The following is a 12,927-nucleotide window of genomic DNA, read 5'->3' as shown; positions in this document are numbered from 1 at the left end:
GGTCGTGTTTATTGTTCTGTCTGCATTCCTGTCATTTCTATTCCAGCTATATCATGAAAAACAAACGGCACCCTGACATCCCTTTTTTCACAAGAAAAATGCAGACCGGAAAGCACCAGTTTTTCTACATGGGCCGCATACATGGCATAACATGGCATAATCCCAAATATAAAATATTCCGGATATCTGTAGTCTGCATTTTCTGTTAAATGCAGGCTGTATGCCGTATCTTCATACCCGCCCTCATATTGAATGTCCCAATCCCTGCATGTCAGCCGGCCTATCTTATATTCATCCAGTCCCTGAACCTGAACACAGGAATATCTTTCGCCGTCGAATACGGGCACTTCATGAGGCTTCGGTTTTCCCTCGGCGATTACTCTGGCCCTGATTCTTTCAAAGGTAATACGATCAATTCTGCCGGGACTTATGTTTGTTTCTTTTTTCGTCTCCCACCCCGGAAAATGACACAGCCTGATTTGAACTGGTCCTGTAACTTCGTCCATCACCAGATCGTGAAAATATAGATCATGAGCATAGCCGCCCTCCCCTACCTGTATCTTTACAGCGCATCCGTAAGTATGATGAATGTGGCAGCCACAGACTTCAATCCTGGTAAACTCTCCATCTGAAAAAGGTCCGATCCGTATTCCCGCCCATCTGGATGAAATATCACAATTTCTGATCCTGACTCCGGCGGCGCTTCTGTTGAGGACGACCGCATCGTCTCCACAGTCCAGCCTGCAGTTCTCGACCATAATATCTCTGATCATGGAGAAATGAAACCCGTCTGTGTTCTGGTTCTTTCTATTAATGACACTGACGTCCCGAAACTCCACTTTTGTACATTCTTCTGTCAGCACTGCAAACTGGGCGGCATCTCTCAATTCTAACTGTTCTACTTTCACATCTGTACAGCCTTTCAAATAGAGCAGGCTGGGCCTTACTTTATATTCCCTGACTGGTGCCATATCCTGATCATCCACACTGTATGCCTCCAGTCCATATGGAAAATGATCCCCCTGACCGGATATCCGGCCCTTTCCCTTTAGCACCACATGTACCGCATCTCTTGCAAAAAAGAGACTCTGCCAGTAATTCTGCTTTGACTGGTGGCTGTATTCATGAACCGTATACTTCGCCAGGTCATCACTTCCGATTATTTCACTGCCTTCTGTGAATTCTATCATCAAATTACTGCACAAATGTATCGTCCCTGTATAATATTTTCCCGGTGCAAAGACTACCCTGCCTCCCGTTTCCCTGCAGCTATCCACCGCTGCCTGGATTCTCCCCGTATCATCTGTACCCTCTGGTTCAGGTACGAGCAATATTTCTTTTTTTATATTTATCATTCTTTTAACCCTCCCAGACTCATTCCTTCCACAATCTTATCCTGCATAAACATATAAAAGACAATAACCGGTATGGCAATAATTACAATGGAAGCATACAAATGGGGCAGGTCCAGACGGTTCTGTGTCAATCCGAAGAATGTCGGCGCAAGGGTAAGTGTATACTTTTCCGGACTCGTAGAGAAAACCAGTGGTATCTGGAAATCATTCCACACCTGTATAAAAAGTACTACAAGGACATTTACGACTGCAGGCTTTGACATCGGCAGAATAATAAAGAGGAATGTTTTCAGATCCGTACTCCCGTCTATTGCGGCTGCTTCTATGTATGTCTTCGATATCCCGTCAAAATTGCCCTTGAAGATTAAAATTGCCAATGGAATATTCGCCGTTGCAAGCAGAAATATCATGGAGATATAGGATCCGCGCAGGCCAAGGCTTTTCATCAGCAGTGAATTGGGAATTAGTGTGGACAGCATCGGGATTGCATAGCAGGATAATAGAAGGACGAAGAAAAAATGTTTCCCGCGAAAAACCTGCTTTGAAAATGCGTAAGCAGCCAGTGTTGCAGATACCATAACAATCAGGATCGTTCCGCCTGTCACAATCACACTATTCAATATCATTTTCGGCAGAATCATTACTTCATTGATTTTTGTGGCAAATACATCCTGATAATTCTGAATCCCGCCATTTTTCAAAGAGATCTGTACCGTTGACAATACTGGAATAATCCAGACCGCAGCGACAGCAAACAATATTACTTCAATCAGTAAATTTTTCTTCTTTGCATTATTCATAATTCGCCCTCTTCCTTACCGTTCCCCGTAATTTTCAAAATTCCCGCTGACATAAGAGTTGCCAGAATAATAATGATAATTGCAACCGCACTTGCCAGCCCGCTGTTCGACTCTCTCATAAACTTCCTGTAAAGATACAAAAGCGGGAATTCTGTGGAATTGGCCGGTCCCCCGCTCGTCATGATATAGGCCAGATCAAAGAATTTCAGACACCCAATAGTCCCCATCAGCAGGATAATCACATGGATATTTTTAAGCAGCGGGATTGTAATCTTGAAAAAACTCTGCCAGAATCCTGCCCCGTCTATTTTAGCGGCATCATAGATATCCTTTGAAATCCCTGCCAGACCTGCCCTGTAGTATATGATTCCCATACCCGCCCATTGGTAAATATTGGCTATCAGAATCGCATAGATAGCGTACTTTGGGTCTCCAATCCACATCCTCTTCAGATTTGACAGCCCGACCGATTGTAAAAATGTGTTCAGGGCTCCGAAATTCGGCTCGAAGATATGCGAAAATGTATACCCGATCACAACAGATGACAACACAACCGGAAAAAAGTACACTGTCTCCAGAAACCGGTGCCCTGCCAGTTTCATATTAAGCAGAACCGTGAGCAGCAGCCCGATACTCATCTGGAAAAACAGCGTCAGCACCATAAAGAAAATGCAGTTTTTCAAATCATTCCTGAAAACTGTATCCTTCCATAAAGCTGCATAATTCTGGAGTCCAACAAACTCTGCCGCACTGAAATTCAGCCCCTTCCATTTTGTAAAGCTGGATATCAGGTTGAAGAGAATCGGATAAATCAGAAAAACACTAACGAATGCAACTGCAGGCAATATATATAAATATGAATTCCATTTATTTTTTCTCATCCATGCCACCTTCCCGTTTTTACCCGGATATCAGGAAGCTGAGGACACTGCTTCCTGATATCCTTTAAGACCGCTGTTACCTCACTGCATCTGCGGTATCCTGTATTTGTTTCAACGCCTCATCCACGTCCAGACCTGAACGCATAACCGAAACAACAGCCTCACCTATTTTATTATCCAGTTCAATATTTAATGTTGAACGGAGAACGGATGGATTTTGATTCAAGTCATCCAGTGCCTTCTGATAAGTCTTCTTTGCCTCCTCGGATTTCATATTGCCGACATCAATCGATACAGATTTTGCTGCTGGGACACAGGCCATGTAATTCATCCATTCATTTGCTGCTTCTCCCTGAGTCCATTCTTCCAGAATCTTCATTGCTTCCTCTTTATATTCACATTCGTTGCTGATGGCATATCCGAATGAAGTATATTTCTGCATACAGGTTTCGCCGCCCTGCACATTGCGCATGGTAACAACACCCATCTCATCATCTTCCGTAGGTGTCCCCTTTAGGGAAGTTCCCATCAGATAGTTGCCAAGGTACCATTCTCCTGTCAGATAAGCCGCACAGTTTCCATTCTTCAGAGCTTCATCACATCCCGGATAAGCATCCAGTCCGAAATTCTCTTCTGCCAGAATCCCATCATCATACATTCTCTGGAGCTGGTCAAATGCTTTTACGAAGGCATCATCTGTAAAAGACGCTTTTCCTTCTACTGCATCCTGAACAATCCCCTGCTGATTATTTGTTGCAAGCCAGAGATAGAAATAACCCAGATTCACATCTTCTTTTGCTGCAAATGCTACTGGCAGTATAGATGAGTCTTTCTCTTTGATTTCCGCCGCAAATCTTGCCAGATCCTCATATTCCCCATTTGGCGGTTCGACTCCCAGCTTATCGCAAATTGTTTTGTTGTAGAAAATATACCAGAGCCCTGTCACATCAGACGGCATCATCTTCAGTGTCCCGTCTGAGGACACACCGCGCAGGTCATCCAATATGCCGTCATTATACTGGTCCTCCCAGCCATCACCCAGCACATCCTTTGCCAGATCATCCAGTCCCATATAATAATCCTCAAAAGTCGCAATATGGTCTACATCCATCGCAACGATATCCGCAGCATCCCCCGCTGCCGAGTCTATCGTCAGTTTATCCCAGTAATCAAACCATTCCAGTATCTCCACCTGTATCTCGATATCCGGATATTTTTCCTTCACCACAGGAAGCATCTTGTCATTCATCATCTGCAGCTCAGGCTGCCACCCCATAAAGGTCAGTTTGATTTTCCCATCACCGCCTCCATCCTTCTGAGCCTTATCCCCGTCTGATTTTCCACATGCCGCGAGCCCTGTTACCAGCATAGCCGCGCACAATAAAACACTCAAAATCCTACACTTTTTCATAAAATTCTCCTCCTTTACCAGTGCTTATCCAGTCCCATTACCTGAAGATCTGTTACCTTCAGTATTTTGGGCTTATTCTCCTCCGTTATAAGGCAGTATGGCTCCGGGCTGATCGAGAATGCATAAGCCTCTGACTCTTCCAGGTTTTCCGGCAGTATAATTTCAAGCTCATTCCCTTTCTGCCGCCATTCCAGTTCCCGGTTCGCTGCCACACCCCTGATTACCGTATTGTCCTTCGCATACAGATACGGTATACTCAGGTTTCCTGTCGGACGCTCAAGAGCAATCGCATAAACCGTATCTCCCTTTTTGGTATACCTGATGGGGATCTCGTCTTTTGTTGTTGTTCCAAAATGTACCCAGTGGCGTGTGCCATAGATAGCCTCTCCGTTTTTCTTCAGCCATCTGCCGATTCCAAGCAGCCGGTTCTTTTGTATATCCGGTATTGTTCCGTCTGCTTTCGGTCCGACATTTAATAGCAGGTTGCCGTTCTTACTTACATTATCTACCAGAATGTGCACAAGTGCTTTCACACTGGCATAATCTTCTTCGCCTTCCATCTGGTTATAGCCAAATGACCGTCCGATCCCTCTCGTCGTTTCCCAGTAAAATTCAGGAATCCCATCCATGCTTGCATATTCCGGCGTCATATAGTCTCCAAGAAGCCGCTCATTATCAACCTTTCCCCACCTGTCATTTACAAGTACCTGTGCCGGGTCCTTTGCCTGATTATAAAAGTAGGAAATCATCTCCTCGCTTCTCCATAGCTCTGCCGGAACCCTCTGTCTGGGCACCGCATACTCTGCATCCGGCCAGAACAGGTCCGGATGATATGTATCGATCAGTTCCTTTGCCTGCGCATGGATATAATCCGTATACGGAAAACTCGGATAATGTGAGTAATAGACATTAAAACACCATGTAAAATATAACCCGAGCTTCAGATCACGGCTTCTCATTGCCTCCGCAAATTCCCCGACAAGATCCTTATGTGGTCCCATTTTGAATGCATTCCTGTCCGAATATTCCGTAGGCCACATAGCAAAATCGTCACTGTGTTTTGTAACCATGACTGAATATTTTGCCCCTGCCTCCCTAAACAGGTCTGCCCATTCCTCTGCATGGTAATTTTCAGCCTGAAACATCGGTATAAAGTCATCGTAATGAAAATTGCTCCCATACGTCTCTACGTGGTGTTTCCAGAAAGGACTGTTCCTGAACCTCATACAATACAGGTAAATCTCCGCATACGGGTGAGTCCCATGCAGTTTCGTATACTGGTCGATCTGGCAGTCATTGGTCGGCGCCCATGCCGGCACAGAGTACACACCCCAGTGTACAAAAATACCAAACTTTGAATCCTTAAACCATTCCGAGGGCTCATGCTGCTTTAAAGATTCCCAATTCGCTTCATAACTCGTTTTCTTTTGTTTTTCTTCCATTCCGTTACCTCCTTTTTTATTTTAATATATATAATTTTAGTAAATTTGTCAACACTAATTTTACTAAAATTATCATTCTTTCTGATCCAGTGGAAATATTTACCATTATTGAATTTATTATATTTTACATGTATTATAAACTATTACATTTTTTACTAAAATTTAGATTTCCGAAAGAACCCATTGAAAACCAGAAAATAGTATGTTAATATAGCTTTATAGATTTTAGTAAAATGCTTATCGGTATGCCCTTTGGGTATAAGCAAAAGGATGGTTATAAAATGGCGGTTAAACTAAGTGATGTAGCCGAGAAGGCAGGCGTTTCCCTGACCACGGTTTCGAGAGTTATAAACTATGATAAAACAATGAACGTTTCAAAAGAAACAGAAGAAAAGATCTGGGAAAGTGTACGAGAACTCGGCTATAAGGTAAAAAAACGGAAAACCAAGTCCCAGACTAATTCAAGGACAAAGAATATCGGTTATATCGTAACCAAAGATGAGCATTCCTTTGACGACAGTTATTTTTCCGATATCATCAAGGGAATAGAGTCGGAATTGATTGCGCAGAAATGTAACTTAAGCTTTGCGCTTTCAGCAGAGGAATTTTCTGATTCCGCAGTGCGTGAAAAGGGAGAACCCTCCGCCTGTGACGGTGTTATTTTTATAGGTGATGTTCCCATAGAAATATACGAGTATTTTTATGAAAAACAGATTCCTGCTGTCGAGATGTTCCGGGGATATGGCAGATTCCAGAATGACAAGATATCCCTCAATTTTGAGAGTACTGTATACTCCATTATCCAGCGCCTGATTGATCTGGGACACAGCCAGATTGTTTACATCGGAGATATCAGCGGTTACACACCTGATAAAATACGTATTCTGGAATATGAAGACCGCTTCCGCGGATATGCAATGGCCATGCTGGCCAACAACAGACAATTGAACCCTTCCCTGCTGCTCAATATTAATTGGGATATGGAGAACGCCTACATGGAAATGAAAAAGTTATTAACCTCCACCGCTGATATTACAGCAGTGTTTGCGGCGAATGACAGAATGGCTATCGGCGCCATGAGAGCAATCCAGGAACTCGGATACTCTATTCCTGAGGATATATCGATCATTGGGTGTGATAATATAGAATTTTCACAATATGTGAATCCACCCCTAACAACCATCTCCTACCCCCGTGAGGAACTCGGTCAGGAGGCCGTCCGGATCCTGCTGGATAAACTGCATTTAAAAAGTCCTGTAGATAATCCTTGTATCCGAAACGTCATATTCTCCACACATATCGTTGAACGCAAAACAATTGCACCTCAAACCCTGAGCATCGTTTAGGATTCTCCTCAGTGCAAGGGTTCTCACTACAAGTCGGATGAGCCCAGCCTTCAGGGGAAGGGGGGCGGAGGGCAGCGGGAGTATCTAACCTGTTTGAAATGCATAGAGCAGGCTTAGCAGCAGTTAGTGAAAATACGCAAAACCAGCCGGAGAAAAGTTAATTCCGAATTAACTTTTCAGTACGCCTGAGCCGTCTAATCATCAGATTAGGCGGTGAATGCGTACGGTTCCGGCTGATTTTGCGTATTCTCTCTTATTGCTGTTTAGCATAGCGGGCAGTCATTCAAACAGGTCAGATACTCCCGTCGTCCTCCGTCCCCTTCCCCGGCAGGCGCCCTCCTACACTAAATTCCTTCTGTCAGTTCTGCCATTTTTGCCAGTGAAATATTATCATAGTACGGCCACACGGCAAATCTTTTTTCTTCCTGTATATCCGGATATGGAATGGTAACCTCCCCGCAGCACGCCCACTCGCATCCGCGTGCAAATATGGAGACGAATTCCGGTCTGCGTATGGTATCTGTTCCGTGGCCGATAAACGGGACGAAAACGCGTCCCTTTCCGTATGTATTTTTCCAGATCACCGGATGATCCTTGTTCAGATTCTCCAGTTTTGAAAAATCGATATTCTGATAGTCTTTCGCCAGATGTTTCTGCATCCGGTTCAGGTCGTAATCCTCTTCACCGTCATAAACAGTAGCAAGGACATCCACCTGATTCCCCTCAAGCCATTTGATATTTACAAATAAGTCATCCTGTGCAGTATACCAGTAATCGGGTACATCCTCACAAATGGGATCGCCCTTTACGGTGTCTACTCTAAATGACAGCTTAGGGTTTTTACGTCCTCCATTGGTAAACTTAAAAGCGCCGCCTATCATCTTCACAAATTCATCAGGGAATTCCTCTTCCTGTGATATCGCGGATGAATGATAGATAATGATTCCGCCTCCGTCTGCTACAAACTTACATAGAGTTTCTACTGCGGTATCTCCCAACGGGATATACGGAGCCTTTACGTCAGCTTTCCCATCATAATTGAACAGAACAGCGTCATAGCCTTTTAATGTTTCTGCTGTCGCGCCTCTGAATTCTTCTGTGATCTTTACCCGGAATCTGCCTGTTGACTCCAAAGTCCTTTTCAGCATTCTGTTGGTTTTAGGGTCATGCTCCGAGGTTACAATTCCTGTAACAATCAAAATTTGATACATCGTTTTACTCATGGCTGCTCCTTTTTTGTTTTCAGAAATTTGTAAGGTCTGCGCAGTAAATACGCAGACCTTCCTGTACTGTTGTTACTGTTACATTATACTTCTGTCCATACGGCGTCATTTTTACTGCTTTTCACACAAGCCTGAATAAACTTAACGCCTTCAATTCCATCATCTATAGACGGGAAATCATAGTCATAACCGCTCAGTTCCTCACCGTTTTTCAACTTCAGGATACTGGAAATCCAGACTCTGTAAATATTAGCAAATGCTACGTACAATCCTTCCGGGTGGCCGGACGGAATTCTGCTGATTTCGGCTGTGCGCTCTGTGACATATCCCATACCACGGTTGTAAATCTGTGTCGGCTGTCCTTTCAGGGTCACATAAAGAATATTCGGATTCTCCTGAACCCATTCGATTGCACCCTTTGTCCCGAAAATTCTCACTACAAGGCCGTTCATATGGCCTACACATACCTGTGATGAACAGAATACACCATGTGCACCATTTTCAAACTCAACAAGAATGTTTGCATTCAGGTCCAGTGGCTGTCCCCAGTAGTCCAGTTTTGCCGCAACTCTCTTTAACTTTAATCCGGTCATATAGCTTACTGTATTTTCGATATGTGTTCCAATATCACCCACACAGTTTGAAATACCTGCCACGGCAGGATCTTTTCTCCATGAAGAAAGCTTTACCATCACCTGGTCTCCGGCACCGATATCATCAACCAGATATTCCTGAAGGTATTCTGCGTTTACATTGATCACGTCACCGATGTATCCGCTTGTAATCAATTCTCTCGCTTCCTTCACCATTGCATTGCCTGAGTAAGAATAGTTCACACAGAACAGAAGGTTTTTCTCTTCCGCAATTTTTTTCAGTTCTTCTGCCTGTCCGATCTCAAAACAAAGAGGTTTTTCGCAGAGTACGTGGATTCCATTCTCAAGGAATGCTTTTGCTGCTTCATAATGAACATCATTCGGAGCCGTTATCGTCACGAAGTCGATTCCGTCTTCCCGCGAGCCTTCTTTTTCAGCCATCTCATGAAAATTCTTATAAGTACGTTCATCATCTACCTGATAAAACTCTGCACATTCTTTATTCTTAGCCTCATTCTGGCTGAAGCATCCGGCCTTTAAAAAGGCTCTCCCGTCAAAATCAACACCGACTCTGTGCACGCCCCCTATAAAAGCTGTGAGGCTGCCTCCTACCATTCCATAACTTAATGTTTTCTTCATTCTTAACCTCCTTCACCGCTATTTATTAGCAATCGCTGCATCGAAAGCAACATCTGAAGGTGCAAAATCTACTTTCCGGACAAACTCCGCTGCTTCTGTAGCACCATAAACTCTTTCCATACCTGAGTCTTCCCACTCTACAGAAAGCGGTCCCTGATAGTTATATGCGTTAAGCACACGTATAATATCTTCGAAGTTTACATCTCCATGACCTAAAGAACGGAAATTCCATCCTCTGCGCAGATCGCCGAAGTCGATGTGGGAACCAAGCAGTCCGCTCTTTCCGTCTAATGTAACGGCTGCATCCTTCATATGTACATGATATACACGGTCAATAAAATCATTTAAGAATACATGTGGTGTAACGCCCTGCCAGATCAAGTGGCTCGGATCGAAATTGATTCCGAATTCCGGACAGTCAGCGAATTTCTCCAGTAATCTCTTTGTTGAATAATAATCAAATGCAATTTCTCCCGGATGTACCTCGAGCGCAAACTTCACATCATACTTCTTACACTCATCCATGATAGGTTTCCATAAATCATAGATTTCCTGATATCCGTCCTCGATCATCTTTTCACTTGTCTGTGGGAAAGAGTAAAGATATTTCCAGATTGGTGATCCCACAAATCCCGTGATAATATGAACGCCCATCATCTTAGCTACTTTCGGTGCATTAAGCATCGTCTTAACTGCCCATGCACGAATCTCATCCGGTTTTCCGGCCAGCTCGGCCGGTGCAAAATTATCAAGTCTCGGATCATCATAATCTCCGACGCACTGTCCTATTGTATGAACAGCGATTGCCTTGCAGATAAGTCCGTTTTCCTTCAATGTGTTTAAAATCCATTCCACATAGTCCGGGTCTTCCACTGCACGGTTAATGTCAATATGACTTCCCCAACATGCAATCTCCAATCCGTCATATCCCATCTTCTTTGCTAACACACACATCTCATCAAAAGGGATATCTGCCCACTGTGCCGTCATCAACGTAACCGGTCTTGCCATAACATTCTACCTCCATTTTATAATATTTATTTAATTGCAACATAATACGTTTTTTTATATCAATACATTTTAATAACTTTTTATACAATCCACATAGCCAATACACATTCACTGCGCTTGAACTTAGGGGTTCCTCCAGAGAACAAGACTTTCCTGCTGACTGGATGAACCAGCCTGCCGTGGAAGTTGACGGGGTGCGTGAGGGCGGCATATATCCTATGGCAAATGCTTTTAGTGAGCTTTAGCAGCAGTTAGAGGAAATACGCACAATCTGCCGGACAAAAGTTAATTTCCAAATTAACTTTTGAATACGCCTGAGCCGCCTAATCATCAGATTAGGCGGTGAATGCGTATGGTGCCGGCAGATTGTACGTGTTTCCTCTTACTGCTGCTTAGCATAACGGTCAGCATTTTCCATAGGATATATGCCACCCTCATGCACCCCGTCAACCTCCACGGCAGGCGTCCCCACCCGTTCACAAGTCCCCCTTGTTCTCTAACCCTCTTCTACTTCGTCCAACTCAAAAAATACGACTGTCACTCCATCCTTCTCTACAAAAAGCGGATGTACCGGCAAAGGCAGCAGCGGTCTTAATTTCTTTGCTTTTTTCTTGCTTATGCCGAAAACCGTAGCATTAAACATAACCCCTTCTTCCAATTCGATAAGTCCATACCCATATGTACCAAGGCTGGCATTCCAGGGGTCTGCATTTAGAGTGGACGGTAAAATCATACTGTGGAGTTTTCCCTTCCCGGATAGTTCCACCCATTCCGTTTCATGATATCCACATGTATTACATGCATATCTCGGCGGATACTCGATTGCACCGCACTCTTTGCATTTACGTCCGTAAAGCTTATGTTCCGCTAAACCCTGATAGAATTTTTCTACAATTTTTTCAATTTTCAACGTCTTTCCCCCCTAATCCACTGTTCTAAGAATAGGAATACGACAGTTCTGTCCGCCGCCGAAACCACGGAGCATTGCCGTCTTTGGCTGATTCTTGACCTGATGTGAACCTGCCTGGCCGCGGAGCTGAAGAACTGCCTCATAAACATCTGCCATTCCGGATGCGCCATAAGCATGTCCATAGGATGTGCGTCCTCCATGCGGATTAATCGGGCGGTCCCCGTCAAATGCAGTACGCCCTTCCATTACCCATTTCCAGCCTTCTCCTTTCGGCAGGTAACCTACTTCCTCGGCTGCTAAGAGCTGTGAACAAAGTACAAAATCGTTCACAAGAAGAAGATCTATATCTTCCGGTGTCAATCCAGTTGTCTCATATACCTGGCGTGCTGCCTCTTTGGTAATCTCCATCTCATTATGCGGCTGCATTAATTCCAGACAGGACGCGCCAATGCCCAGGACTTCTATCGGTTTCTGCTTAAACTTCGATGCCATCTCTGTCGGGCATACAATGACACACGCAGCGCCGTCCGCACTTGGTGCGTTTCCTGTAACTCTGAGGTACTGTGTTGTCTTAGGATTAAAAGGTGACCGCAGATATTCCATAGGATCATCAAAACCATACTGTTTTGCGATTTCCTCGAACGGAGTGCGGAGCATTGCCAATGGATTCAGCGCAGCCGCCCTTCTTCCATGATAGGACATCGTATTGAGGACGTCATCAATCTGCGTCTCTGTCAGGCCATATTCGTCCCGATACAGATCCATCCAGTCATCCTGGCCGATATGCCCGCCGCCTAACGCGCGCGTATATGCACGGTCCATAATGGCTTCCAGATCCGGGATTACATCCTCTGTCGTTATCGTTCTGCGTATATGGGCAGGCTTACCCATTACAGGCAGACCGCATGCCATTTCAACACAGCCGGTTAACACAATATCATGTGCACCGCTCGCCACATCTTTCACGGCTTCATCCAGCCCTACATAACCTGAACAGCATGCTTCAGAATGATGAACCGATCCTTTCCCCCGCATCCCGAACCACTCTGCAACCTGCATATTTGGCGTTGCTGCGAAATTAAAGAACTTAGGATTTGCTGATCCGTGATAAAAATAATCAACATCTCTCGGCTCTAATCCGGCATCTTCCATCGCCATCAGTGCAGCATGACCGAAAAACTCTCCTTCTGTCAGCCCTTTCATGTCCGGGTCTTCATCTATATTACAGAATGGGGTTGCACCAATCCCAATAATGGAAACACTGCGGGCATACTTGCCAAGTTTTCCCTCTACCATATCTACTGCTCCTTCCTGAT

Annotated in this window: 11 protein-coding genes; 1 reads left to right on the top strand and 10 read right to left on the bottom strand. The window is 44.5% G+C overall.

Annotation, left to right across the window (positions count from 1 at the left end):
• Positions 1 to 8: 8 nt before the first annotated feature.
• The 5 genes from ABIN22_RS11160 to ABIN22_RS11140 all read right to left on the bottom strand — a co-directional run bounded on the left by ABIN22_RS11160 (position 9) and on the right by ABIN22_RS11140 (position 5,889).
• Entirely contained in the window at positions 9 to 1,355 is a 1,347-nt protein-coding gene (locus tag ABIN22_RS11160) for a glycoside hydrolase family 28 protein (protein ID WP_346908647.1), read from the bottom strand.
• Entirely contained in the window at positions 1,352 to 2,155 is an 804-nt protein-coding gene (locus ABIN22_RS11155; RefSeq protein ID WP_118618364.1) for a carbohydrate ABC transporter permease, read from the bottom strand. Before ABIN22_RS11155 ends, ABIN22_RS11160 begins: the two co-directional genes overlap by 4 nt.
• Complete coding sequence (locus tag ABIN22_RS11150) at positions 2,152 to 3,036, bottom strand: carbohydrate ABC transporter permease (protein ID WP_346908645.1); 885 nt, start codon at positions 3,034 to 3,036, stop codon at positions 2,152 to 2,154. Before ABIN22_RS11150 ends, ABIN22_RS11155 begins: the two co-directional genes overlap by 4 nt.
• A 76-nt stretch (positions 3,037 to 3,112) precedes the next feature.
• Positions 3,113 to 4,447, bottom strand: a complete 1,335-nt coding sequence (locus ABIN22_RS11145; RefSeq protein ID WP_346908643.1) for an ABC transporter substrate-binding protein — start codon at positions 4,445 to 4,447, stop codon at positions 3,113 to 3,115.
• A gap of 14 nt (positions 4,448 to 4,461) precedes the next feature.
• Positions 4,462 to 5,889, bottom strand: coding sequence for an alpha-L-fucosidase (locus tag ABIN22_RS11140; RefSeq protein WP_346908641.1), 1,428 nt, complete (start codon positions 5,887 to 5,889; stop codon positions 4,462 to 4,464).
• 281 nt (positions 5,890 to 6,170) lie between these two features.
• Between ABIN22_RS11140 and ABIN22_RS11135 the strand changes: the two genes are divergently transcribed.
• Positions 6,171 to 7,235, top strand: coding sequence for a LacI family DNA-binding transcriptional regulator (locus ABIN22_RS11135; protein ID WP_181368693.1), 1,065 nt, complete (start codon positions 6,171 to 6,173; stop codon positions 7,233 to 7,235).
• Positions 7,236 to 7,579: 344 nt separating this feature from the next.
• Here ABIN22_RS11135 and ABIN22_RS11130 read toward each other — a convergent pair whose 3' ends face one another.
• The 5 genes from ABIN22_RS11130 to ABIN22_RS11110 form a co-directional block, all read right to left on the bottom strand.
• A complete protein-coding gene (locus ABIN22_RS11130) occupies positions 7,580 to 8,458 on the bottom strand; it encodes a ThuA domain-containing protein (RefSeq protein ID WP_346908639.1) in 879 nt (292 codons plus the stop codon).
• 83 nt (positions 8,459 to 8,541) lie between these two features.
• On the bottom strand, positions 8,542 to 9,690 hold the full coding sequence (locus ABIN22_RS11125) for a Gfo/Idh/MocA family protein (protein ID WP_346908637.1): 1,149 nt from the start codon (positions 9,688 to 9,690) through the stop codon (positions 8,542 to 8,544).
• Positions 9,691 to 9,708: 18 nt separating this feature from the next.
• Positions 9,709 to 10,701, bottom strand: coding sequence for a sugar phosphate isomerase/epimerase family protein (locus ABIN22_RS11120; protein WP_346908635.1), 993 nt, complete (start codon positions 10,699 to 10,701; stop codon positions 9,709 to 9,711).
• Between the two features lie 496 nt (positions 10,702 to 11,197).
• Positions 11,198 to 11,611, bottom strand: a complete 414-nt coding sequence (locus tag ABIN22_RS11115) for a Zn-ribbon domain-containing OB-fold protein (protein WP_118618351.1) — start codon at positions 11,609 to 11,611, stop codon at positions 11,198 to 11,200.
• Positions 11,612 to 11,623: 12 nt separating this feature from the next.
• A complete protein-coding gene (locus ABIN22_RS11110; protein ID WP_346908633.1) occupies positions 11,624 to 12,907 on the bottom strand; it encodes a thiolase family protein in 1,284 nt (427 codons plus the stop codon).
• Positions 12,908 to 12,927: the final 20 nt, after the last annotated feature.

The organism is Faecalicatena orotica (assembly GCF_905197545.1).
Lineage (GTDB): Bacteria > Bacillota > Clostridia > Lachnospirales > Lachnospiraceae > Faecalicatena_A > Faecalicatena_A orotica.
The sequence above is the reverse complement of the archived record's forward strand: the minus strand, read 5'-3'. Positions and strand labels throughout refer to the sequence as shown.

Bases quoted from the DNA above. Each gene is read 5' to 3' on its own strand.
- ABIN22_RS11125 (WP_346908637.1), bottom strand. From the start codon at position 9,690: ATGAAGAAAACATTAAGTTATGGAATGGTAGGAGGCAGCCTCACAGCT.
- ABIN22_RS11135 (WP_181368693.1), top strand. From the start codon at position 6,171: ATGGCGGTTAAACTAAGTGATGTAGCCGAGAAGGCAGGCGTTTCCCTG.
- ABIN22_RS11110 (WP_346908633.1), bottom strand. From the start codon at position 12,907: ATGGTAGAGGGAAAACTTGGCAAGTATGCCCGCAGTGTTTCCATTATT.
- ABIN22_RS11150 (WP_346908645.1), bottom strand. From the start codon at position 3,036: ATGAGAAAAAATAAATGGAATTCATATTTATATATATTGCCTGCAGTT.
- ABIN22_RS11130 (WP_346908639.1), bottom strand. From the start codon at position 8,458: ATGAGTAAAACGATGTATCAAATTTTGATTGTTACAGGAATTGTAACC.
- ABIN22_RS11145 (WP_346908643.1), bottom strand. From the start codon at position 4,447: ATGAAAAAGTGTAGGATTTTGAGTGTTTTATTGTGCGCGGCTATGCTG.
- ABIN22_RS11155 (WP_118618364.1), bottom strand. From the start codon at position 2,155: ATGAATAATGCAAAGAAGAAAAATTTACTGATTGAAGTAATATTGTTT.
- ABIN22_RS11160 (WP_346908647.1), bottom strand. From the start codon at position 1,355: ATGATAAATATAAAAAAAGAAATATTGCTCGTACCTGAACCAGAGGGT.
- ABIN22_RS11140 (WP_346908641.1), bottom strand. From the start codon at position 5,889: ATGGAAGAAAAACAAAAGAAAACGAGTTATGAAGCGAATTGGGAATCT.
- ABIN22_RS11120 (WP_346908635.1), bottom strand. From the start codon at position 10,701: ATGGCAAGACCGGTTACGTTGATGACGGCACAGTGGGCAGATATCCCT.